The sequence below is a fragment of the Streptococcus symci genome, from assembly GCF_006385165.1.
Taxonomy (GTDB): Bacteria; Bacillota; Bacilli; order Lactobacillales; family Streptococcaceae; genus Streptococcus; species Streptococcus symci.
Map to the genome: position 1 here is coordinate 635,938 of NZ_VFJA01000001.1, position 21,676 is coordinate 657,613.

General features: G+C 39.6%; 24 protein-coding genes. 17 read left to right on the forward strand and 7 right to left on the reverse strand.

Features of this window, described 5'->3' with window-relative positions:
• Window positions 1–222: 222 nt before the first annotated feature.
• From FJN11_RS02995 to FJN11_RS03015, 5 genes are all read left to right on the forward strand, one after another.
• Window positions 223–1,416, forward strand: coding sequence for an AAA family ATPase (locus FJN11_RS02995; RefSeq protein ID WP_049552106.1), 1,194 nt, complete (start codon window positions 223–225; stop codon window positions 1,414–1,416).
• Between the two features lies 1 nt (window position 1,417).
• Window positions 1,418–2,089 (forward strand): hypothetical protein, encoded by a 672-nt coding sequence (locus FJN11_RS03000; RefSeq protein ID WP_049552105.1) that lies wholly within the window; start codon window positions 1,418–1,420, stop codon window positions 2,087–2,089.
• Window positions 2,090–2,325: 236 nt separating this feature from the next.
• Window positions 2,326–3,243, forward strand: a complete 918-nt coding sequence (gene glyQ, locus FJN11_RS03005) for a glycine--tRNA ligase subunit alpha (RefSeq protein ID WP_000038733.1) — start codon at window positions 2,326–2,328, stop codon at window positions 3,241–3,243.
• Between the two features lie 365 nt (window positions 3,244–3,608).
• Entirely contained in the window at window positions 3,609–5,645 is a 2,037-nt protein-coding gene (glyS, locus tag FJN11_RS03010) for a glycine--tRNA ligase subunit beta (protein ID WP_140224018.1), read from the forward strand.
• Window positions 5,646–5,686: 41 nt separating this feature from the next.
• The gene (locus FJN11_RS03015; protein WP_049487816.1) at window positions 5,687–5,944 is read left to right on the forward strand and encodes a DUF896 family protein; all 258 of its coding nucleotides are present in this window, start codon (window positions 5,687–5,689) and stop codon (window positions 5,942–5,944) included.
• A 113-nt stretch (window positions 5,945–6,057) separates the two neighbouring features.
• Here the strand turns inward: FJN11_RS03015 and FJN11_RS03020 are convergent, their stop codons facing one another.
• Genes FJN11_RS03020 through FJN11_RS03030 form a run of 3 tightly spaced genes read right to left on the reverse strand, consistent with a single transcriptional unit; the run spans window position 6,058 to window position 8,903 of the window.
• Window positions 6,058–7,296, reverse strand: a complete 1,239-nt coding sequence (locus tag FJN11_RS03020) for an NAD(P)H-dependent oxidoreductase (RefSeq protein ID WP_049487818.1) — start codon at window positions 7,294–7,296, stop codon at window positions 6,058–6,060.
• An 18-nt stretch (window positions 7,297–7,314) separates the two neighbouring features.
• Window positions 7,315–7,920, reverse strand: a complete 606-nt coding sequence (locus FJN11_RS03025) for an NADPH-dependent FMN reductase (RefSeq protein ID WP_000915954.1) — start codon at window positions 7,918–7,920, stop codon at window positions 7,315–7,317.
• Window positions 7,921–7,979: 59 nt separating this feature from the next.
• Window positions 7,980–8,903, reverse strand: coding sequence for an FAD:protein FMN transferase (locus FJN11_RS03030; RefSeq protein ID WP_049487820.1), 924 nt, complete (start codon window positions 8,901–8,903; stop codon window positions 7,980–7,982).
• Between the two features lie 308 nt (window positions 8,904–9,211).
• Between FJN11_RS03030 and nox the strand changes: the two genes are divergently transcribed.
• The 3 genes from nox (at window position 9,212) to pdxT (ending at window position 12,200) form a co-directional block, all read left to right on the forward strand.
• Complete coding sequence (gene nox, locus FJN11_RS03035; RefSeq protein ID WP_049487822.1) at window positions 9,212–10,591, forward strand: H2O-forming NADH oxidase; 1,380 nt, start codon at window positions 9,212–9,214, stop codon at window positions 10,589–10,591.
• A 151-nt stretch (window positions 10,592–10,742) separates the two neighbouring features.
• Entirely contained in the window at window positions 10,743–11,618 is an 876-nt protein-coding gene (pdxS, locus tag FJN11_RS03040; RefSeq protein WP_140224019.1) for a pyridoxal 5'-phosphate synthase lyase subunit PdxS, read from the forward strand.
• Complete coding sequence (gene pdxT, locus FJN11_RS03045) at window positions 11,619–12,200, forward strand: pyridoxal 5'-phosphate synthase glutaminase subunit PdxT (RefSeq protein WP_115904763.1); 582 nt, start codon at window positions 11,619–11,621, stop codon at window positions 12,198–12,200.
• A 20-nt stretch (window positions 12,201–12,220) separates the two neighbouring features.
• On the opposite strand, the gene trhA is transcribed toward pdxT, so the two are convergent.
• Window positions 12,221–12,868, reverse strand: a complete 648-nt coding sequence (trhA, locus tag FJN11_RS03050; RefSeq protein WP_001097996.1) for a PAQR family membrane homeostasis protein TrhA — start codon at window positions 12,866–12,868, stop codon at window positions 12,221–12,223.
• On the reverse strand, window positions 12,865–13,311 hold the full coding sequence (locus FJN11_RS03055; protein WP_140224020.1) for a DUF1836 domain-containing protein: 447 nt from the start codon (window positions 13,309–13,311) through the stop codon (window positions 12,865–12,867). Before FJN11_RS03055 ends, trhA begins: the two co-directional genes overlap by 4 nt.
• A 134-nt stretch (window positions 13,312–13,445) precedes the next feature.
• Here FJN11_RS03055 and FJN11_RS03060 point away from each other — a divergent pair, with 134 nt between their 5' ends.
• The 7 genes from FJN11_RS03060 (at window position 13,446) to trxB (ending at window position 17,798) form a co-directional block, all read left to right on the forward strand.
• Window positions 13,446–13,940, forward strand: coding sequence for a GNAT family N-acetyltransferase (locus FJN11_RS03060; protein WP_140224021.1), 495 nt, complete (start codon window positions 13,446–13,448; stop codon window positions 13,938–13,940).
• Complete coding sequence (locus FJN11_RS03065) at window positions 13,940–14,449, forward strand: methylated-DNA--[protein]-cysteine S-methyltransferase (protein WP_140224022.1); 510 nt, start codon at window positions 13,940–13,942, stop codon at window positions 14,447–14,449. The genes FJN11_RS03060 and FJN11_RS03065 overlap by 1 nt, the downstream gene beginning before the upstream one ends.
• A gap of 12 nt (window positions 14,450–14,461) precedes the next feature.
• Window positions 14,462–14,818: an arsenate reductase family protein gene (locus FJN11_RS03070; RefSeq protein WP_000889091.1), complete on the forward strand. Its 357-nt coding sequence runs from the start codon at window positions 14,462–14,464 to the stop codon at window positions 14,816–14,818.
• A 157-nt stretch (window positions 14,819–14,975) separates the two neighbouring features.
• Window positions 14,976–15,776 carry an amino acid ABC transporter permease gene (locus FJN11_RS03075; RefSeq protein WP_001103451.1) on the forward strand — a complete coding sequence of 267 codons (801 nt, stop codon included), beginning with the start codon at window positions 14,976–14,978 and terminating at the stop codon, window positions 15,774–15,776.
• The gene (locus FJN11_RS03080) at window positions 15,776–16,519 is read left to right on the forward strand and encodes an amino acid ABC transporter ATP-binding protein (protein ID WP_000590965.1); all 744 of its coding nucleotides are present in this window, start codon (window positions 15,776–15,778) and stop codon (window positions 16,517–16,519) included. The genes FJN11_RS03075 and FJN11_RS03080 overlap by 1 nt, the downstream gene beginning before the upstream one ends.
• A 77-nt stretch (window positions 16,520–16,596) precedes the next feature.
• Window positions 16,597–16,821, forward strand: a complete 225-nt coding sequence (locus FJN11_RS03085; protein ID WP_000926599.1) for a DUF4059 family protein — start codon at window positions 16,597–16,599, stop codon at window positions 16,819–16,821.
• A gap of 65 nt (window positions 16,822–16,886) precedes the next feature.
• Window positions 16,887–17,798 carry a thioredoxin-disulfide reductase gene (gene trxB / locus FJN11_RS03090; RefSeq protein WP_140224023.1) on the forward strand — a complete coding sequence of 304 codons (912 nt, stop codon included), beginning with the start codon at window positions 16,887–16,889 and terminating at the stop codon, window positions 17,796–17,798.
• A 38-nt stretch (window positions 17,799–17,836) separates the two neighbouring features.
• Here trxB and rlmB read toward each other — a convergent pair whose 3' ends face one another.
• Both rlmB and def read right to left on the reverse strand, forming a co-directional pair.
• Window positions 17,837–18,565, reverse strand: a complete 729-nt coding sequence (gene rlmB, locus FJN11_RS03095; RefSeq protein WP_049487835.1) for a 23S rRNA (guanosine(2251)-2'-O)-methyltransferase RlmB — start codon at window positions 18,563–18,565, stop codon at window positions 17,837–17,839.
• A gap of 44 nt (window positions 18,566–18,609) precedes the next feature.
• Window positions 18,610–19,221 carry a peptide deformylase gene (def, locus tag FJN11_RS03100; protein WP_140224024.1) on the reverse strand — a complete coding sequence of 204 codons (612 nt, stop codon included), beginning with the start codon at window positions 19,219–19,221 and terminating at the stop codon, window positions 18,610–18,612.
• Window positions 19,222–19,500: 279 nt separating this feature from the next.
• Here def and FJN11_RS03110 point away from each other — a divergent pair, with 279 nt between their 5' ends.
• Together FJN11_RS03110 and FJN11_RS03115 are read left to right on the forward strand one after the other, a co-directional pair.
• Window positions 19,501–20,826, forward strand: a complete 1,326-nt coding sequence (locus tag FJN11_RS03110) for a CapA family protein (protein ID WP_140224025.1) — start codon at window positions 19,501–19,503, stop codon at window positions 20,824–20,826.
• A 21-nt stretch (window positions 20,827–20,847) separates the two neighbouring features.
• Window positions 20,848–21,675, forward strand: coding sequence for an HAD family hydrolase (locus FJN11_RS03115; protein WP_140224026.1), 828 nt, complete (start codon window positions 20,848–20,850; stop codon window positions 21,673–21,675).
• Window position 21,676: the final 1 nt, after the last annotated feature.

Here is a 21,676-nt window from a genome sequence, read left to right on the forward strand (position 1 = left end):
TAGTCTGCAGGAAAGAAAGTCTTATGGCGTTCTTCAAGCGAGCTTGGGATAGTGGGAGCCAAGTAGGGCAAGATAAAGAACTGGCGCTTTCTGTTGTATTTTCAAAAACAATGAAGTAATAAATTAGGGTGGAACCGCGTTTTTACGCCCCTAGGTCACTTGACTTAGGAGTAAAGACACGGTTTTTTTATATTTGAAATTAAATAAGTTGGGGTAAGTAACATGGATTTAACTTTTAAATTTAGAGATAATGATAATTCTATTAAGCTTGATATAGATAAGAATAGCGTTTTATTTGGTTTTAATGGAACAGGCAAAACTAGGGTATTAAAGCTTCTTCAAGATCTATCTAATAAAGAAAGAAATAAGAATAGACTTGTTGATTTGTTTGAACAATTTAATGTGGAAAACATCTACATAGAGGGGACATCGTTTTTAGAATTACTAAATGATAAACATAAACATGGAATAAGTATTTATAATGAATTTATAGAAAAAAATAGATCAGCATTTGTTGATTTTATAACTATTAGTGAAGAGATAGTTAAGAATAATGAAACAATTCCTTTTTTCCCAAGTAATAGATTTAGAATGCTTAATACAACAGTAGAGCATTTACTACAAAAAAAGTCAATTGGTGACGAAGGAAGGCAGTTGACACTATTTTTTAAAGAATCAGAAAGACTTATTTATGAGGTGAAAAAATCATTTGGAATAAGTAATTTTCATAGTGGAGAAAGTATTCCCCAGATTTTGCAAGTGGAAGATATCACTTCCTTTTTACACCGTCGTTTTGCAGATTTTAAATATGATAATAAGTGGTATAATCTTCGAAGAAATAGTTTACTCAGTGCATACAAAGCTATTTTATTTTCAAGATTGAATAGAACGGCGAAATATATTTCCCCAGATTTTGAGGAATTGGATAGGATAAAAGAACAAATTATCCAAGAGCTATTAGGAGCAAAAATATATATAGCAAATCAATATGTCAGTAAGATTACTAAGCAAATAGACAAGAACAATGAAAAAATTAAAGATATTGATGATAATAAATTAAGGACTATTTTATCTAATATAAAAAAAGTTAATAAAATTTTAAAAAAGTATACTAATATTTATTTAAAGTTTAAAGATAATGAACTATTAGCTAAGAAAGATGGTGATGAGCTAGATTTGTCCATGCTATCGTCTGGAGAGCGTCGTTTATTGACATTAATATTGAATGTTGTTTATAGTTCAGAAGATTTATTATTAGTGGATGAGCCAGAAATTTCTTTATCATTAAATTATCAGAGTAAAATTATGACAGACCTAGTTGAAATACTCGGGGAAAAAATTATAATCATAGCAACACATGCCCCGTTTGTTTTCAAAGCTTGTGAAAGAATGGAATTTGATTTAGTGGAGTTATAGAATGAATACTTTTGATATCAATAAAGCTGATTATTTTGATGGAGTAGAAAAATTAATTGGTCAAGATAAGTTGATAATTTATGCGGAAGATCCAGAATTTTATTCATGTTATATAACGCCAAAAACAACGGTATTTCCTGAAGGGATGTCCTGTGATCAAGTTAGGCAACGAGTAATTCACAATGGGAATATGAATGCTGTAGGAATTGTTGACGGAGATTTTAATGATTCGATTGAACATGATAATCTTTTTAAAATAAATTATTATTCTATTGAAAATATAGCTCTTTATCATCATAGAAGTATGAGTGAACTAAAAAATAAAATAGTTGACTTCTTAACAAGTAATCTTCAAAATAAACTACGTTTAGATATTTCATTTAATCACGAAGATTTTCACATAAAACATGGAAAAAAAATATCAAGAGAATTCAATGAATATGTAGATAGAAAGATTAAAGATGCTGAAAGTTATATTTTATTTATGGACTTAAAGGAAGTGGTACTCCGTTACGGAAAGAATAAGTGCAAGAAATGTTTTAAACAAAGCCTATCAAGTTATGTTCCTCAGTTTGAATCACTGTTTTCATCAGATGAATCAATAAGAATTTTAGAAAAATTATTAGCTTATAAAGCCATTGATTTACCAAGTCAACCAAATTTAATTTTTTAAATAATTAAAATCCCTATTTTTAAAATTAGAATTAAAGAAATCATATCAATTAAGGAGTATTCAATGTCTAAGAAACAAACCTTTCACTGCGTCAGTGACAGAGAACTCCTTACAGTCGGACTGCCTCATGCTCAGCACTAGGGTGCTTAGCTAGACGCAATACTAACTCGTCTTGTCTCGTATAATCCACGAGGCAGACTCGTGTCGCAAGTAATTTATAGAAAAAGGAGAAAACAATGTCTAAAAAATTGACTTTTCAGGAAATCATCCTCACTTTGCAACAATTTTGGAATGACCAGGGTTGTATGCTCATGCAGGCTTATGACAATGAAAAAGGTGCGGGAACCATGAGTCCTTACACTTTCCTTCGTGCCATCGGACCTGAGCCATGGAATGCGGCTTATGTAGAGCCATCACGTCGTCCTGCAGACGGTCGCTACGGGGAAAATCCTAACCGTCTTTACCAACACCACCAATTCCAAGTGGTCATGAAGCCTTCTCCATCAAATATTCAAGAACTTTACCTTGAGTCTTTGGAAAAATTGGGAATCAATCCTTTGGAACACGATATTCGTTTCGTTGAGGATAACTGGGAAAATCCATCAACTGGTTCAGCTGGTCTTGGTTGGGAAGTTTGGCTTGACGGTATGGAAATTACTCAGTTTACTTACTTCCAACAAGTAGGTGGATTGGCAACTGGCCCTGTGACTGCGGAAGTTACCTATGGTTTGGAGCGCTTGGCTTCTTATATTCAGGAAGTGGATTCTGTCTATGATATCGAATGGGCTGATGGTGTAAAATACGGAGAAATCTTTATCCAGCCTGAGTACGAACACTCAAAATATTCATTTGAAATTTCGGATCAAGAAATGTTGCTTGAAAACTTTGATAAGTTTGAAAAAGAAGCTGGTCGTGCTTTGGAAGAAGGATTGGTGCACCCTGCCTATGACTATGTTCTCAAATGTTCACATACCTTTAACCTACTTGATGCGCGTGGTGCCGTATCTGTAACAGAGCGCGCAGGCTATATCGCTCGTATCCGTAACTTGGCCCGTGTCGTAGCCAAAACTTTTGTCGCAGAACGCAAACGCCTAGGCTACCCACTTTTGGATGAAGCAACACGAGCTAAACTCTTAGCAGAAGACGCAGAATAGTGAGTAATATTGTGCTCTAAAATCGTTAGAGGCAAGTCGAAGACTTGCTAGAGGGATATGCACCGCCGTACTTTTATGTGGGGATTTTTGAAACCTTATACTCTTCGAAAATCAAATTCAAACCACGTCAGCTTAACCTTGCCGTACTCAAGTACAGCCTACGGCTAGCTTCCTAGTTTGCTCTTTGATTTTCATTGAGTATTAGGTTCAAAAATCAGTCAGCTAAATCCACTTTGATAAGACTGTTGGAAATCTTGATTAATTTAGTATTAGATTTCCATACAGACTCACAAAGTTAGTTAGCGACGTCCCCAGTACCTAAGGTGCATATCAAAAAAGATTGAAGAAAATGTAAAGGAAAAAACATGACAAAAAACTTATTAGTAGAACTCGGTCTTGAAGAATTACCAGCCTATGTTGTCACACCAAGTGAAAAACAACTAGGCGAAAAAATGGCAGCCTTCCTCAAGGAAAACCGCCTGTCTTTTGAAGCTGTTCAAACCTTCTCAACACCACGTCGTTTGGCTGTTCGTGTGACTGGTTTAGCAGACAAACAGTCTGATTTGACAGAAGATTTTAAGGGGCCAGCAAAGAAAATTGCCTTGGATAGTGATGGAAACTTCACCAAAGCAGCTCAAGGATTTGTCCGTGGAAAAGGATTGACTGTTGAAGATATCGAATTCCGTGAAATCAAGGGTGAAGAATACGTCTATGTCACTAAGGAAGAAGTTGGTCAAGCAGTTGAAGCCATTGTTCCAGGTGTTGTGGATGTATTGAAGTCACTGACTTTCCCTGTCAGCATGCACTGGGCTGGAAATAGTTTTGAATACATCCGCCCTGTTCACACTTTAACTGTTCTTTTAGATGAAGAAGAGTTTGATTTGGATTTCCTTGATATCAAGGGAGGTCGTGTCAGCCGTGGTCATCGTTTCTTGGGGAAAGAAACCAAAATTCAGTCAGCATTGAGCTATGAAGAAGACCTTCGTCGTCAGTTTGTAATCGCAGATCCACGTGAACGTGAGCAAATGATTGTTGACCAAATCAAGGAAATTGAGGCAAAACATGGTGTAAGTATCGAAATTGATGCTGATTTGCTTAATGAAGTCTTGAACTTGGTTGAATACCCAACTGCCTTTATGGGAAGTTTTGATGCCAAATACCTTGAAGTTCCAGAAGAAGTTTTGGTGACTTCAATGAAAGAACACCAACGTTACTTTGTTGTTCGTGATCAAGACGGTAAACTCTTGCCAAACTTCATTTCTGTTCGTAACGGAAACGCAGAGTGTTTGGAAAATGTCATTAAAGGAAATGAAAAAGTCTTAGTAGCTCGCTTAGAAGACGGTGAATTCTTCTGGCGTGAAGACCAAAAATTGGTTATTTCAGACCTTGTTGAAAAATTAAACAATGTAACCTTCCATGAGAAGATTGGTTCTCTTCGTGAACACATGATTCGTACTGGTCAGATTGCCATTCTCTTGGCAGAAAAAGCTGGTTTGTCAGTGGATGAAACAGTTGACCTTGCTCGTGCAGCAGCCATTTACAAGTTTGACTTGTTGACAGGTATGGTTGGTGAATTTGACGAGCTCCAAGGAATTATGGGTGAGAAATATGCCCTTCTTGCTGGGGAAACTCCAGCGGTGGCAGTTGCTATTCGTGAACACTACATGCCTACATCAGCCGAAGGAGAACTTCCAGAGAGCAAGGTTGGAGCCATTCTAGCTATTGCAGACAAATTGGATACGATTTTGAGTTTCTTCTCAGTAGGCTTGATTCCATCAGGTTCTAATGACCCTTATGCCCTTCGTCGTGCGACCCAAGGTGTGGTTCGTATCTTGGATGCCTTTGGTTGGCACATTGCTATGGATGAGCTGATTGATAGCCTTTATGCTTTGAAATTTGACAGCTTGACTTATGAAAATAAAGCGGAGGTCATGGACTTTATCAAGGCTCGTGTCGATAAGATGATGGGCTCTACTCCAAAAGACGTTAAAGAAGCGATCCTTGCAAGTTCGAACTTTGTTGTGGCGGATATGTTGGAAGCGGCAAGCGCTCTCGTAGAAGCAAGCAAGGAAGAAGACTTCAAACCATCTGTTGAATCACTTTCTCGTGCCTTTAATTTGGCTGAGAAGGCAAAAGGAGTTGCTACAGTTGATTCAGCTATCTTTGAGAATGAAGAAGAGAAAACCTTGGCAGAAGCAGTAGAATCACTCGTTTTGTCAGGGACTGCCAGTCAGCAATTGAAACAGCTCTTTGCGCTTAGTCCAGTTATTGATGCCTTCTTTGAAAATACTATGGTTATGGCCGAAGATCAGGCTGTCCGTCAAAATCGTTTGGCTATCTTGTCTCATTTAACTCAAAAAGCAGCTAAACTTGCACGTTTTAACCAAATCAATACCAAATAAAATCTGTTAAACGGAGTTTATCTTATCATAAAGGAGAAGAAATGGATCCGAAAAAAATTGCTCGTATCAACGAGCTCGCTAAAAAGAAAAAAACAGAAGGCTTGACACCAGAAGAAAAAGTGGAACAAGCTAAACTACGTGAGGAGTACATCGAAGGTTATCGTCGCTCTGTTCGTCACCACATTGAGGGAATCAAAATTGTGGACGAAGAAGGAAACGATGTTACACCAGAAAAACTACGCCAAGTTCAACGTGAAAAAGGATTACATGGTCGTAGTCTCGATGATCCAAATTCATAATAAGTATTCTTTCTTTTAACAAAGATAGATGAAATAATAACTAAAAAACTAGCAGACAAAAACTGCTAGTCTTTTTTTTGCTAAAAAAGGAACCAAGATGGTTCCTAAAATGATTAGTTACTTGCTCCAGATGTAGCGTCAGCGCCACTACCGTGACCTCCAGCATCACCTGCATCAGAAGCTCCAGATGTGGCATCTGCTCCGCCATGTCCTCCAGCAGGAGCTGCAGCATTTCCACCAACTAGACGTTGACCAGTTGTATTGAGGTACCAGTCAAGCCATGGTTGGAAATTAAAGATAATCTCATTAATTCCAGCATATGAACCATCTGGATAGTACATTGCTTGGTAATTATGGGTATTAATAACACCTTCAGGTGTTCCTGGCACAATTGTACGGACATATTCTTGATCTCCGTTACGCAATACACCGACAACCCATTCAACGTTTTTCATTCTAGAATCTGGCAATGTACCGTGTACTGTTCCTAATCTATTTCCTGATTGAGCACGGACACGTTTACCAAACATTGTATCTGGGTCTTGGTGTGCGTTATTAAAGTACAAGAATTGATTGTTATCATCTGCAAATGTCAATTCAAATGGCATTGCCTTCAAGAACATATCAATTTGGTTAACTGTCAAGATACCGTGGTCTAATTTAACGTAAGTATCTCCAGAAACAGCTCCAACAAGTTCAGCAGCTTTTTCTACCCATTCAGGATCATCTGGATCAACACCTTGGATGGTAGTTGCAATTGAATTTGTACAATATAAATCTTCTGGCTCAATTGGTTTTGGTTTTTTCAATTTTGAAACGACTCCCACATATTTTACAAAGTTGTCCAAGCATGTTTCAAGGAAATTAACAGTTCCTTCATTTGTGATATTTCCATTAACATCAAAAGCTTCTTTAGCTTTACCAAGAAGGAATTCATTTCCTGGAAGTGTGTAGGCATTGACACCTGGAGCGTCAAGAATCTTGCGAAGGTGAACTTGGGCACGAGAAGTACCTTGGTCGTAGTAAGAAGCTCCCACAATCATGACTGGTTTGTTTTCAAATGGATGAACTTCGTATGAAAGCCATTCAAGAACAGATTTAAGAGAAGCTGAGATTGTGTGGTTGTGCTCAGGAGTAGCAATGATGACACCATCAGCACGCGTAATTCGGTTATACAAGAGACGCAATTGGAAACTTTCATCCCATTTTTCGTCTTGGTTAAACATTGGAACTTCGTCAATTTCGAGAACTTCTAATTCAAATTTGAGTTTGAAGTGACGACGGATGAATTCCAAGAGTTTACGGTTATATGATTGATCGTAGTTTGATCCTACAAGTCCAACAAATTTCATTCTTTTTGGTCTCCTATCTTACAAATTTTCCCAGTCAAAGTCTTCAGCATCTTTGCGAAGTAATTCTTGTGCATTGCGCAATTTTTCTGTGATTTTTACAAAGATACGGTAGTCATCAAAAGTAGCATCCAGTTTTTTGATCACATCAAGATCTACTAGGTCTCCACTTGGGTTGAAGGCTTGAAGAGAATGTGAAAGCAAGAATTCATCTGGAAGGACACTTGCTTTAATTTCTGGGGCATTCAAGATTTGGCGAAGTTGTAATTGGGCACGTGATGAACCAAGCGTACCGTAAGAAGCACCTGTAATCATGATTGGTTTGTTCAAAAGTGGGTAAATACCGTATGACAACCAAGCTAGAGCGCTCATCAAAACTGCAGGAATAGAGTGGTCATACTCAGGAGTACCGATAATAACGCCATCTGCCTCTTCAATTTTAGCAGCAATTTCTAAAATTTCAACAGGTACTTGCTTGTCAGCTGGTTTGTTGAAGACAGGGATATCCTTGATTTCAACAAGTTCAATTTCAGCTTTTTCAGCAAAGTGTTTTTGCATGTATTGAAGCAATTGACGGTTTGTAGAACGTTTTGAATTTGTTCCAACAATAGCAATAAGTTTTAACATGAGATTTCCTTTCTCTTTTTACATAATACGATTTTAGAACTCCATTGAAATATCTATTTCTATAGAGTAGGAATTCCTGAAGAACAGCTTAGGTGACCTTCTTTATCGATGAGGATAGCTTCTATTCCCTCCAAACTTTCGACTTGCCAGAGGATAGAAGCAGGTCTTTCTCCAAAGAGTCGAGTTGTCCAGATTTCACCATCGACTGATTTATCAGAGATGATTGTCAGACTAGCAAGTTCTGTTTCAACAGGATATCCTGTTTGACTGTCAAAAATATGATGGTAATCTTTTCCATCGACAGTCAGGTGACGTTCATAAATGCCTGAAGTCACGACAGATTTATTGACAACAGGGATGGTCATTAAGTGATTTCCCCTCGGATTGGCTGGGTCTTGAATCCCGATTTGCCAAGGCTGATTTCCTCTTGCCTGATTTTTTCCAATAGTCAGGATATTCCCTCCCAGATTGATCAAGGCAGATGTCACTCCCTCTTCTCTAAGAAATTGGGCAACTTTATCCGCACTATAACCCTTGGCTAAACAACCAAGATCGATTTTCATTCCTTTTTGTTTTAAAAACACAGTGGAAGTGGAAGAATCTAACTCGATATAATGAGGATTGATTAAAGGAAGTACTGATTCAATTTCTTGAGGCTGGGCAACTTTGGCATCTGAAAAACCGATGCGCCAGGTTTGAATCAAGGGACCAATACTGATATTGAGGTGGCTAGAGGGTGCTAGGCTATGCTCTAATCCAAGTGAAATCAGTTCAAACAGGTCTGGATGAACTTTGACTGGAGCTATTCCAGCTTGATAATTGATCTCCATCAACTCAGATTCTTGGCTATTGGCATTGAAACGATATTCTAACTCTTTGAGCAAATCAAAGGATTTTTGGAGCAAGATATCGGCTTGCTCATCCACTAATGAAATAGTGATAGTAGTCCCCATTAGCCGTTCAGAATGTGAACTAAGAGGCAAGCTACCAACTCCTTTCTCTTATGAAAAGAAGGTTGAAATATTGTAAATTTATATTAAATTTAACCCCTTACATTTTCTTTCCATGATACTAGCATACCATAAAGTCAGCGTTTTCACAAATGAAATTTGTAAACTTGTCAAGAAATATGCTCAGAAAATAAAGAGTAATTGTAATAAAGGCTGATAAAATACAGATTATTTACATTTTTTTACAAAAAAATCGGGAAAATTAGCTAAACTCTTGTAAACGCTAACAGTAAATGTTATACTAGAAGGGTAAATTTAAAATTGAAGGTAGGAATTTTTCTATGAGTAAAATCGTTGTAGTTGGTGCTAACCACGCTGGTACAGCATGTATTAATACTATGTTGGATAATTTTGGCAATGAGAACGAAATTGTTGTATTCGACCAAAACTCTAACATCTCTTTCCTAGGATGTGGAATGGCCCTTTGGATTGGTGAACAAATTGACGGTGCTGAAGGCTTGTTCTATTCTGATAAAGAAAAATTGGAAGCTAAAGGTGCTAAGGTATATATGAACTCACCAGTTCTTTCAATCGACTATGATAACAAAGTAGTTACTGCAGAAGTTGAAGGAAAAGAGCACAAAGAATCATACGATAAATTGATTTTCGCTACAGGTTCTACACCAATCTTGCCACCAATCGAAGGTGTTGAAATTGTTAAAGGCAACCGCGAATTTAAAGCAACTCTTGAAAATGTACAATTCGTTAAATTGTACCAAAACGCTGAAGAAGTGATTCACAAATTGTCTGATAAGAGTCAACACCTTGACCGAATCGCCGTTGTTGGTGGTGGTTATATCGGTGTTGAACTTGCTGAAGCCTTTGAACGTCTTGGAAAAGAAGTTGTCCTTGTTGATATCGTTGATACTGTTTTGAACGGTTACTATGACAAAGACTTCACACAAATGATGGCGAAGAACTTGGAAGACCACAACATCCGCTTGGCGCTTGGTCAAACTGTTAAAGCAATCGAGGGTGATGGTAAAGTTGAACGCTTGATTACTGATAAAGAAACTTTCGATATCGATATGGTTATCCTTGCAGTTGGTTTCCGTCCAAATACAGCCCTTGCTGATGGTAAGATTGAACTCTTCCGTAACGGTGCCTTCCTTGTAGACAAGAAACAAGAAACATCTATCCCTGGCGTTTACGCTGTAGGTGACTGTGCAACTGTTTATGACAATGCACGTAAAGACACTAGCTACATCGCTCTTGCTTCAAATGCTGTTCGTACTGGTATCGTTGGTGCATATAACGCTTGTGGACATGAATTGGAAGGAATCGGTGTGCAAGGTTCAAACGGTATCTCTATCTACGGTCTTCACATGGTTTCAACCGGTTTGACTCTTGAAAAAGCTAAAGCAGCAGGTTACAATGCAACTGAAACAGGCTTTAACGATCTTCAAAAACCAGAATTCATGAAACATGATAACCATGAAGTAGCAATCAAGATTGTCTTTGACAAAGATAGCCGTGAAATTCTTGGTGCACAAATGGTTTCACACGATTCTGCAATCAGCATGGGAATCCACATGTTCTCACTTGCTATCCAAGAGCATGTGACAATCGATAAATTGGCATTGACAGACCTATTCTTCTTGCCACACTTCAACAAACCATACAACTACATCACAATGGCTGCACTTACAGCTGAAAAATAAAAATGAATGAGCTATCTGACCTTAAGTTAAGGCCAGATAGTTTTTTAACTATTCTGTACCCATACAATTACGTTTTTTTTATCTTGTACTTCATTTTAATCTAACTTAAAATGAAATGGTAGCTACCAATACAAATGATGAGGATAAAGAAATGACTGAAAATCGTTATGAACTAAATAAAAACTTGGCACAGATGCTCAAAGGTGGGGTTATCATGGACGTTCAGAATCCTGAACAGGCTCGTATTGCAGAGGCCGCTGGTGCGGCTGCTGTTATGGCCTTGGAGCGAATTCCAGCTGATATTCGTGCAGCTGGTGGTGTTTCCCGTATGAGTGATCCAAAGATGATTAAGGAAATCCAAGAAGCGGTTAGTATTCCAGTGATGGCCAAGGTCAGAATCGGGCACTTTGTTGAAGCTCAGATTTTAGAGGCTATTGAGATTGACTATATCGATGAGAGTGAAGTTTTATCTCCAGCAGACGACCGTTTCCATGTGGACAAGAAAGAATTCCAAGTTCCTTTTGTCTGTGGAGCTAAGGATTTGGGAGAAGCCTTGCGTCGTATCGCTGAAGGTGCTTCTATGATTCGTACCAAAGGAGAACCAGGTACGGGGGATATCGTTCAAGCCGTTCGTCATATGCGTATGATGAATCAGGAAATTCGCCGCATTCAAAACCTACGTGAGGACGAACTTTATGTTGCTGCTAAGGACTTGCAGGTACCTGTAGAATTGGTTCAATACGTCCATGAACATGGAAAATTGCCAGTTGTAAACTTTGCGGCTGGAGGCGTTGCAACGCCAGCAGATGCAGCGCTCATGATGCAACTAGGGGCAGAAGGTGTCTTTGTTGGGTCAGGTATTTTCAAATCAGGAGATCCAGTTAAACGAGCAAGTGCTATTGTCAAAGCCGTTACTAATTATCGTAATTCAAAAATTCTAGCTGAAATCTCTGAAGACCTTGGAGAAGCCATGGTTGGTATTAATGAAAATGAGATCCAAATCCTCATGGCTGAGCGAGGGAAATAGATGAAAATCGGAATATTGGCCTTGCAAGGGGCTTTTGCAGAGCATGCAAAAGTACTAGAGCAATTAGGAGTCGAGAGTGTCGAAATCAGAAATCTAGATGATTTTCAGCAATATCAGAGTGACTTGTCCGGTTTGATATTACCTGGTGGGGAATCTACAACCATGGGCAAGCTCTTACGTGATCAGGGAATGTTGCTTCCCATTCGAGAAGCCATTCTTTCTGGCTTACCAGCCTTTGGAACCTGTGCGGGTTTAATTTTGCTGGCTAAGGAAATTACTTCTCAGGAAGAGAGTCATCTAGGAACTATGGATATAGTGGTCGAGCGCAATGCCTATGGGCGCCAATTAGGAAGTTTCTACACGGAAGCAGAATGTAAGGGAGTCGGTCAGATTCCAATGACCTTTATTCGTGGTCCGATTATCAGTAGTGTTGGAGAGGGTGTAGAAATTCTAGCAAGAGTTGAAGATCAAATCGTTGCTGCCCAAGAAAAAAATATGCTGGTAACTTCTTTTCATCCAGAACTGACTGATGATGTTCGCTTGCACCAGTACTTTATCAATATGTGTAAAGAAAAAAGTTGAGATTGAATTTCTCAACTTTTTTACATGTAATAAACAATGGCGATGTATTGGAGGGCAGATGCTGCTAGGATAAAGAGATGCCAAATCATGTGGAAATAAGGTTTTTTCTTGGCGTAAAATCCAGCTCCAACTGTATAACAAAGTCCGCCAGTTACCATGAGACTCCAGAAAATGGGTGTCGTTTGACTGATAATGGCTGGAATGATAGCCAGAACCAACCAGCCCATAATCAGGTAAAGAGCAAGGCTAAATTTCTCATTGACTTTTTTAGCAAAGATTTTATAGAGAATACCAAAGATGGTCGTTCCCCACTGGATAGCAATAATCAGATAGCCAAACCAGTTATTCATTAAGGTCAAGACGACGGGCGTGTATGAGCCTGCGATAGCCACATAAATCATTGAATGGTCGATGATCCGCAAGACGTATTTGTGGGTCGAACCATAGGCCATAGAGTGATAAATGGTGGATGATAGGAACATGAGAAAGAGACTAATAACGAAAATGGAAACGCCGATAGAGGATAAAAATCCGTGTGCCTCATAACTATAGGTGGATGAAATGGGGAGTAAGATGAGCATGATGACTGCTCCTACGGCATGGGTCACGCTATTAGCAATCTCCTCTCCAAAACTGAGTTGTTTGCTGAGTTTAAGACTAGTGTTCATTTGATTACCTCCTCTTCAGTATGGTGGATTAAGGCTAGAGTTTGATGATAGAGCTTAACGGTTTGGCAGCTGGTTTGGATAATGGGGTTAGCTGGGTCAATTCCTTGGTTCATGTAGTCCACAAAAGCATCGTAGAGTTGGTCTGAACTTGCTTGAGTTTGTAGAGTATTAAGTGTCTGTGCTATTTCTTGAATAGAAAAGACAGATTTGAGGGTTGTGATAGCAATCAAACGGGCAATCTGTTGGCGTTGGTATTTTTTCTTGTCAGGCTTTGTCAGGTAACCATGTTTGACATAATTGTTGACCATAGATGCTGTCAGGCCCTTGTCTTTATCAGGAGAGATAGGGGCGCAGACCTGATTGACATAGAGTAAAACCTGGTCCAGATAGAGGTCAATGTTTGGGATTTCTGCCCATTTTGGGTAGGAAAAGGTAGTTTTCATTTCTAACTCCTTTTTATCTAGTTTTAATAACTAGATTATAAAATAACAAAAACAGAAAGTCAAGTTTTAACTGCTTGTAGAAAGACTTAAATTATGCTATGATGGGAGAAACTAGTCAGAAATGAGGAGAAAAGATGGAAATTCGTTTAGCTTTTCCAAATGAAGTAGATGCCATCATGCAGGTGATGGAAGATGCTAAAAAATGTTTAGCAGATGCTGGTAGTGATCAATGGCAAAATGGTTATCCAAATGCAGACATTATTATCGATGATATTATCTCAGGTCAAGCCTACGTAGCCTTGGAAGATGGAGAGCTATTAGCCTATGCTGCTGTGACCAAGAGTCCAGAGGCAGCCTATGAAGCCATTTATGAAGGCAACTGGCAAGCTGGGGAGTCAGAGTACCTAGTCTTTCACCGTATTGCTGTGGCAGCAGATGTGCAGGGACAGGGAGTTGCTCAAACCTTTTTAGAGGGCTTGATTGAAGGTTTTGACTATCTAGATTTTCGCTCAGATACGCATGTTGCAAACAAGGCTATGCAACATATTTTTGAAAAACTCGGATTTAAACAGGTTGGTAAGGTTCCAGTTGATGGAGAACGTTTGGCCTATCAAAAATTGAAGAAATAATGCAAAAGAAGTACGTAAAAAAGCTCTACTTTTCGCCAATAGGAACCTTGTCTTTGGTTGCCGACGAGCAATATCTGTATGGCATTTGGGTGCAGGAGCAGAAGCATTTTGAGAGGGGACTAGGAGATGAGACGATAGAAGCAGTTGTTAGTCATCCCATTTTAGACCCAGTTATTGCTTGCTTAGATGATTACTTTAAAGGCAAGCCTCAAGATTTATCCAACTTGCCCTTGGCTCCAATCGGAACGGATTTTGAAAAGCGAGTTTGGTCCTATTTACAGAGAATTCCTTATGGTCAGACAGTGACCTATGGACAAATAGCCCAAGACCTGCAAGTGGCTTCTGCTCAAGCAATTGGCGGAGCGGTAGGACGCAATCCTTGGTCTATTCTAGTACCCTGTCATCGGGTGCTGGGAGCTGGCAAGCGTCTGACAGGTTATGCTGCAGGAGTGGAAAAGAAAGCTTGGCTCTTGGAGCATGAAGGCGTAGATTTTAAAGATATAAAATAGAAAGTGAAACACATGTTAGAATTTATCGAATACCCAAAATGTTCAACTTGTAAAAAAGCAAAACAAGAATTAAATCAACTCGGTGTGGACTACAAAGCTGTTCACATCGTTGAAGAAACGCCTAGCCAAGAAGTTATTTTAAACTGGCTAGAAACCTCAGGGTTCGAGCTAAAGCAATTTTTCAACACCAGTGGAATCAAATACCGTGAATTAGGATTGAAAGATAAGGTAGGAAGTCTGTCAAACCAAGAAGCAGCTGAGTTGCTAGCAAGTGACGGTATGTTGTTAAAACGCCCCATTTTAGTAGAAAATGGAACTGTTAAGCAAATCGGTTATCGAAAAGCTTACGAAGAATTGGGATTGAAATAGTTTTTATCTATCTCTTTGATAGATAAAATATATAGCCTCCCTGTTTCAAAGTATGATAAACTAGTAGGTAGACAAAGTCTGTACCTGACCGTAGCAAATAATTTCATTGACGGCAGAAGTATGGTAGAATGAATCATTATCAGGAGAGGATGTTTTTATGAATGTTACAACGATTTTAGCATCAGATTGGTACCAAAACTTGATGCAATTGATTCCGGATGGCAAGCTTTTTAGCTTGCGTTCGGTCTTTGATGGGATTCCAAGAATTGTCCAACAACTTCCAACAACGATTATGTTGACAATTGGTGGTGCTCTTTTTGGCTTGGTTTTGGCACTTCTTTTTGCCATTGTGAAAATCAATCGTGTCAAGATTTTATATCCCTTGCAGGCCTTCTTTGTTAGCTTCTTAAAAGGGACACCGATTTTGGTGCAACTCATGTTGACCTACTACGGAATCCCTTTGGCTTTGAAAGCTCTCAATCAGCAATGGGGTACTGGTCTCAATATCAATGCTATTCCAGCGGCTGTTTTTGCGATTGTCGCCTTTGCATTTAATGAGGCAGCTTATGCGAGTGAAACCATTCGTGCAGCCATTCTCTCAGTCAATCCTGGTGAGATTGAGGCGGCACGAAGTCTAGGTATGACCCGAGCGCAAGTTTATCGTCGCGTAATTATTCCAAATGCAGCAGTTGTGGCAACTCCAACTTTAATCAATTCCCTAATCGGTTTGACCAAGGGAACTTCCCTAGCATTTAGTGCGGGTGTTGTGGAAGTCTTTGCCCAAGCTCAGATTTTGGGTGGTGCCGATTATCGTTATTTTGAACGCTTCATCTCCGTTGCCCTTGTTTATTGGGTAGTCAATATCGGAATTGAAAGTCTCGGTCGTTTCATTGAGAGAAAAATGGCTATTTCTGCACCCGATACAGTGCAAACAGATGTGAAAGGAGACCTTCGTTAATGATTAAGATTTCGAATTTAAGCAAATCCTTTTCAGGACAGACTGTCTTGGATCATCTGGACTTGGACATTCAAAAAGGGGAAGTTGTAGCCTTGATTGGTTCTTCAGGAGCTGGAAAATCAACTTTTCTTCGTAGTCTCAATTATCTTGAAACACCTGACAGTGGCTCTATTCAGATTGATGATTTTTCAGTCGATTTTTCTAAAATCACTCAAGAAGAAATCCTTGCCCTACGCCGTAAGCTGTCTATGGTTTTCCAACAGTTTAATTTGTTTGAACGCCGAACAGCACTTGATAATGTAAAAGAAGGCTTGGTTGTTGTCAAGAAATTGTCTGACCAAGAAGCGACTAAGATTGCCAAGGAAGAGTTGGCTAAGGTTGGGCTTTCGGACCGTGAAAACCATTATCCTCGTCATTTATCAGGTGGACAGAAGCAACGGGTTGCCTTGGCGCGTGCTCTTGCTATGAAACCAGATGTCTTGCTCTTAGACGAACCAACTTCAGCCCTTGACCCAGAATTGGTTGGTGAAGTAGAAAAATCTATTGCAGATGCTGCTAAGTCAGGTCAAACCATGATTTTGGTTAGTCATGATATGTCCTTTGTAGCCCAAGTGGCTGATAAGATTCTCTTCTTAGATAAGGGGAAAATCATTGAGTCTGGAACACCGGATGAGATTATCCACCATCCTAAAGAAGAGCGGACAAAAGAATTCTTCGCTAGTTACAAACGGACTTATATTTGATATAATAGATAAAGGAAAACTCAGTTAGCTGGACTAGCTGAGTTTACTCTTTAAAAAAGATAGAAATGAGAGAAATCATGCTACTGCAACTATTTTCTTTATATTTCGAGAGTTTAATCTTGACCACCATCCTTGTCCTGATTTTTTTAGGGATTTGGATTGGACTGAGAGCCATGTCGGGAGTTGATAAGACGGCCAAGGCTCGCCAAGCCCATCTCTATGATATGATTATGATTGGGGTCTTGGTTGTTCCAGTATTATCCTTTGCGGTTATGAGTTTAATTCTTGTTTTCAAGGCATAATCCTTGCGTGATTGACAAGAAAGAGTTAGAATAAAGATAGTTACAACAAGAAAGAAGGAAACTATATGTACGATACTATTATTATCGGTGCTGGACCTGCAGGGATGACTGCGGCCTTGTATGCTGCTCGAAGTAATTTGAAAGTAGCCTTGATTGAAGGTGGTCTGCCAGGTGGTCAGATGAATAATACATCTGATATTGAAAATTACCCAGGATACGCTAATATTAGTGGGCCAGAATTGGCAGAAAAGATGTTTGAACCGCTTGAAAATTTTGGTGTTGAGCACATTTACGGCTATGTTAAAAATGTAGAAGACCATGGTGATTTTAAGAAAGTGATTACTGATGATCAAACATATGAAACACGTACAGTTATCGTAGCAACTGGCTCTAAACACCGTCCTTTGGGAGTGCCTGGAGAAGAAGAACTAAACAGTCGTGGTGTTTCTTACTGTGCCGTGTGTGATGGTGCTTTCTTCCGTGACCAAGATTTGTTGGTAGTCGGTGGTGGAGATTCAGCTGTTGAAGAAGCCCTCTTCTTGACTCGTTTTGCTAAGACTGTTACCATTGTTCACCGTCGTGACCAACTTCGTGCCCAAAAAGTTTTACAAGACCGCGCTTTTGCGAATGAGAAAATCAGCTTTATCTGGGATTCTGTAGTGAAGGAAATCAAGGGCGAAAACCGAGTAGAATCTGTCGTTTTTGAAAATGTGAAAACAGGTCAAGTGACAGAACAAGCCTTCGGTGGCGTCTTTATCTATGTTGGTTTGGACCCTCTTAGCGATTTTGTTAAAGGATTGAATATCCAAAATCAGGCTGGCTGGATTGTGACAGATAACCACATGAAAACTGCGGTTGATGGTATCTTTGCCGTTGGAGATGTTCGCTTGAAAGACCTTCGCCAAGTGACAACAGCAGTTGGAGATGGAGCTATCGCTGGTCAAGAAGCTTATAAGTTTATCACCGAACATAGTTAATCATAAAAAAGTTTCCAATCAGATGACTGGAAACTTTTTTATAGTCTATTTCGAAAAACTTCGTACATGAGAATGGCTGCAGCAACACTGGCATTGAGACTTTGAACATGTCCATTCATCGGAATGGTAATCATCTCATCAACCTGTTTTTTGATGTTGCTAGAGATGCCTTTTCCTTCATTTCCGATGATGAGGGCAATTTTCCCTTTTGTATTCCACTTGTGGCAAGGAGTCCCATTCATATCTGTTCCAAAGGTCCAGAATCCTTCATCCTTGAGTTTGTCTAAAGTTTGACTGAGATTGGTTACTCGGGCAATCGGAACGTGCTCAATAGCACCTGTGGCTGTTTTAGCAACGACAGGAGTAACTCCGACAGCACGGTGCTTGGGAATGATGACACCTGAAACATTGGTTGCATCAGCGGTTCTTAAGATGGAGCCTAAGTTGTGAGGGTCAGTTAACCCGTCCAGAATCAATAGCAAAGGATTTTCTTCTTGGCGTGTTTTGGCAAGGATTTGGTCCAGCTCGCTATAGGCAAATTCAGATACTCGTAGAACAAAACCTTGGTGGACAGCACCTTCGGTCATCTCAGAAAGGGATTTTTTTGAAGTCCAAGAAATGGACACCTTCTTTTCTGTAGCCAGTTCCTTGACTTTTTCAACATTCTTACCTCGGAGATCTTTTTGAAGGTAGAGTTTGTTTCCAGTATTTGCAAGGAGGGCTTCGGTAACGGCATGGACGCCATAGACAATATCATTTGTTTTCATGCCTCTATTATAACATAAAACCCCGTATTGCAACGGGATTTTCTTTATTCTAGAATTAGTAAGCCATCTTTTACTGCAAATGGGTCTTTTTCATTGATACGATCATAAAACATGATTCCGTTAATGTGGTCAATTTCATGCTGAACAACGATGGAGTTGTAGCCTTTGAGCTTGATACGGTGTTTTTCTCCATCCTTGTCAAAGTAGTCAACAGTAACGCGAGCATGGCGAACTACATAACCAGGTACGTTGCAGTCAACAGAGAGGCAACCTTCTCCTTCACCAAGAGCAGCGTCTTGAACAGAGTGAGAGACGATTTTGGGATTGTACATAATGGCTTGCAAGTCGTAGGCTTCCTCTGGAGTTTCGCCTTCTTCGACAATGTTTGGCACCAAAACAGCGATAATGCGTTTTGAGATATCTAACTGGGGAGCAGCAAGTCCAACCCCACCGCGGAGTCCCATCTTTTCAGCCATGACAGGATCTTGGGAATGTTTCAGGAATTGCATCATCTTTTCGCCTAGGATGATTTCCTGGTCAGACAAGGGGAAAGTGACTTCCTCAGCAACTGCGCGTAGAGTAGGATTCCCTTCGCGGATAATATCGTTCATATCAATTAAGTGAGCAGCTTTTGTAATACGTTCTATTGCAGACATTTTCTCTCCTTTCATTACCTCTACATGATATCACAAAATGACAAGGAATGAAAGCATTACAGCCTTTAGGATTTATAGAAAATAGATAGAAGTTCAATTCATACTCAATGAAAATCAAAGAGCAAACTAGGAGGCTAGCCGCAGGCTGTACTTGAGTACGGTAAGGCGACGCTGACGTGGTTTGAATTTGATTTTCGAAGAGTATCAATTGTGAAAGAATTACTTATCTGTGATATAATAAAAAGAAAAGGCTTGCATTAGAAAGTAGGGAGAATGAAGATGCAAAGAAGACAAGATAGACATAAACGTGGACCAGTTTTTCATTTTGTGAGAGGCTTTGTAAACTTTTTTAGGAGTTATCGCAAGTGGAGTAATAAGGGATTTGTGGCGATACTCTTGCTAGCAGTTGCTTTATCAATGGGCTTGGTCTTGCTGTTTGAAAGTTTCCAAGGAATCCCCTTGACCAGTCAAAAAAAGGATGCCATTTCTAAAGAAACAAATAAGACAAATCAAAAATCTAAAGATCAGGAAGAAGAAACAAGTGCTCGTATTATGGCCCATGGAGATTTACTTTACCATGATATTATCTATATGTCAGCTAAAAAGGAAGATGGCAGCTATGATTTTCATGAGAATTTTGAATACGTAACTCCTTGGCTTAAGCAGGCAGATTTGGCAATAGGTGATTTTGAAGGGACCATTAATAAAGATCATTATCTAGCTGGCTATCCTTTATTTAATGCTCCTGGTCAAGTAATGGATGCTATTAAAGATGCTGGGTATCATGTTTTAGATTTAGCCCATAATCATGTTTTAGATTCTCAAATTGAAGGAGTTATTTCAACGGCAGATGCAATTGAAAAGGCAGGAATGACACCTATTGGAGTTTATACGCACGAGTCACGTGATCAAGCTCCGCTCGTTATCAAGGAAGTGAACGGTATCAAGGTTGCACTTTTGGCTTATTCTTATGGATTTAATGGAATTGAGCAAAGTATTTCTCAAGAAGATTATAACCGCTATCTTTCAGACCTAAACGAAGATAAGATGAAGGCTGAAATTGAGCGTGCAGAGAAGGAAGCGGATATTACTGTTATCATGCCTCAGATGGGTGTTGAGTATCGAATAGAACCGACTGAAGAGCAAAAGGCTTTGTACCACAAGATGATTGATTGGGGAGCGGATATTATCTTTGGAGGCCATCCACACGTAGTTGAACCATCAGAGACTATTGAAAAAGATGGAGAGAAAAAACTTATCATTTATTCTATGGGAAACTTTATTTCTAACCAACGTATTGAAACAATGACTGGTGTAGACAATGCGAAGTGGACTGAGCGTGGTGTTCTTATGGATGTAACTGTCAAGAAAAAAGGTGGAAAAACAACTATTGACACAGCTAAAGCTCATCCAACTTGGGTCAATCGAACACCAAAGGGAACCTTTTCACCAGAAGGATATCCCCTATATCATTATCAAACCTATATCTTAGAAGATTTTATCGAGGGTGGCAGTCATCGTGATCAGTTAGATGAAGCGACTAAGGAACGAATTGATGCAGCCTATAAAGAAATGAACGAACATGTAGGATTGAAGTGGGATTAGCTTGAATTCAGAGGAAAGTAAATGACGATTAAAGTAATTGCGACAGATATGGATGGGACCTTGCTGGATGCTAGAGGCCAGCTTGATCTCCCACGCTTGGAAAAGATTTTAGATCAGTTGGATCAAAGGGGCGTTCGTTTTGTCATCGCTACGGGCAATGAAATTCACCGTATGAGGCAACTACTGGAGCACTTGGTGGATCGAGTGGTTCTGGTGGTTGCCAACGGTGCTCGTATTTTTGAAAACAATGAACTGATTCGGGCTCAGACTTGGGATGATGTCATTGTCGATAAGGCCTTGGCTTATTTCGAGGGTCGATCGTGTCAGGATCAGTTTGTTGTAACGGGGATGAAGGGTGGTTTCGTCAAAGAAGGTACGATTTTTACAGACCTTGAAAGTTTTATGACTCCAGAAATGATTGAAAAATTCTACCAACGGATGCAATTTGTGGATGAATTAACCTCTGACCTCTTTGGTGGTGTTCTCAAGATGAGTATGGTTGTTGGTGAGGAACGTTTGAGTTCGGTTTTGGAAGAAATCAATGACCTCTTTGATGGCCGCGTTCGGGCTGTATCGAGTGGCTATGGTTGCATTGATATCCTTCAAGCTGGAATTCATAAAGCATGGGGCTTGGAAGAATTACTCAAGCGCTGGGACTTGAATCCCCAACAAATCATGGCTTTTGGTGACAGTGAAAATGATGTTGAAATGCTTGATATGGCTGGAATTGCTTATGCGATGGAAAATGCTGATGATAAAGCCAAAGCTGTGGCGACTGCTCTAGCGCCAGCCAATAGCCAAGGAGGAGTTTACCAAGTCTTGGAAAACTGGTTAGAAAAAGGAGAATGAA

What these genes read in the sequence shown, in the direction of transcription:
- FJN11_RS03065 (WP_140224022.1), top strand. Translation starts at nt 13,940, where the DNA reads ATGCAAAAGAAGTACGTAAAAAAGCTCTACTTTTCGCCAATAGGAACC.
- glyS (WP_140224018.1), top strand. Translation starts at nt 3,609, where the DNA reads ATGACAAAAAACTTATTAGTAGAACTCGGTCTTGAAGAATTACCAGCC.
- nox (WP_049487822.1), top strand. Translation starts at nt 9,212, where the DNA reads ATGAGTAAAATCGTTGTAGTTGGTGCTAACCACGCTGGTACAGCATGT.
- FJN11_RS03015 (WP_049487816.1), top strand. Translation starts at nt 5,687, where the DNA reads ATGGATCCGAAAAAAATTGCTCGTATCAACGAGCTCGCTAAAAAGAAA.
- FJN11_RS03110 (WP_140224025.1), top strand. Translation starts at nt 19,501, where the DNA reads ATGCAAAGAAGACAAGATAGACATAAACGTGGACCAGTTTTTCATTTT.
- def (WP_140224024.1), bottom strand. Translation starts at nt 19,221, where the DNA reads ATGTCTGCAATAGAACGTATTACAAAAGCTGCTCACTTAATTGATATG.
- glyQ (WP_000038733.1), top strand. Translation starts at nt 2,326, where the DNA reads ATGTCTAAAAAATTGACTTTTCAGGAAATCATCCTCACTTTGCAACAA.
- FJN11_RS03070 (WP_000889091.1), top strand. Translation starts at nt 14,462, where the DNA reads ATGTTAGAATTTATCGAATACCCAAAATGTTCAACTTGTAAAAAAGCA.
- FJN11_RS03020 (WP_049487818.1), bottom strand. Translation starts at nt 7,296, where the DNA reads ATGAAATTTGTTGGACTTGTAGGATCAAACTACGATCAATCATATAAC.
- FJN11_RS03075 (WP_001103451.1), top strand. Translation starts at nt 14,976, where the DNA reads ATGAATGTTACAACGATTTTAGCATCAGATTGGTACCAAAACTTGATG.
- pdxS (WP_140224019.1), top strand. Translation starts at nt 10,743, where the DNA reads ATGACTGAAAATCGTTATGAACTAAATAAAAACTTGGCACAGATGCTC.
- FJN11_RS03000 (WP_049552105.1), top strand. Translation starts at nt 1,418, where the DNA reads ATGAATACTTTTGATATCAATAAAGCTGATTATTTTGATGGAGTAGAA.
- FJN11_RS03025 (WP_000915954.1), bottom strand. Translation starts at nt 7,920, where the DNA reads ATGTTAAAACTTATTGCTATTGTTGGAACAAATTCAAAACGTTCTACA.
- rlmB (WP_049487835.1), bottom strand. Translation starts at nt 18,565, where the DNA reads ATGAAAACAAATGATATTGTCTATGGCGTCCATGCCGTTACCGAAGCC.
- FJN11_RS03115 (WP_140224026.1), top strand. Translation starts at nt 20,848, where the DNA reads ATGACGATTAAAGTAATTGCGACAGATATGGATGGGACCTTGCTGGAT.
- FJN11_RS02995 (WP_049552106.1), top strand. Translation starts at nt 223, where the DNA reads ATGGATTTAACTTTTAAATTTAGAGATAATGATAATTCTATTAAGCTT.
- FJN11_RS03055 (WP_140224020.1), bottom strand. Translation starts at nt 13,311, where the DNA reads ATGAAAACTACCTTTTCCTACCCAAAATGGGCAGAAATCCCAAACATT.
- FJN11_RS03060 (WP_140224021.1), top strand. Translation starts at nt 13,446, where the DNA reads ATGGAAATTCGTTTAGCTTTTCCAAATGAAGTAGATGCCATCATGCAG.
- pdxT (WP_115904763.1), top strand. Translation starts at nt 11,619, where the DNA reads ATGAAAATCGGAATATTGGCCTTGCAAGGGGCTTTTGCAGAGCATGCA.
- trhA (WP_001097996.1), bottom strand. Translation starts at nt 12,868, where the DNA reads ATGAACACTAGTCTTAAACTCAGCAAACAACTCAGTTTTGGAGAGGAG.
- FJN11_RS03080 (WP_000590965.1), top strand. Translation starts at nt 15,776, where the DNA reads ATGATTAAGATTTCGAATTTAAGCAAATCCTTTTCAGGACAGACTGTC.
- FJN11_RS03085 (WP_000926599.1), top strand. Translation starts at nt 16,597, where the DNA reads ATGCTACTGCAACTATTTTCTTTATATTTCGAGAGTTTAATCTTGACC.
- trxB (WP_140224023.1), top strand. Translation starts at nt 16,887, where the DNA reads ATGTACGATACTATTATTATCGGTGCTGGACCTGCAGGGATGACTGCG.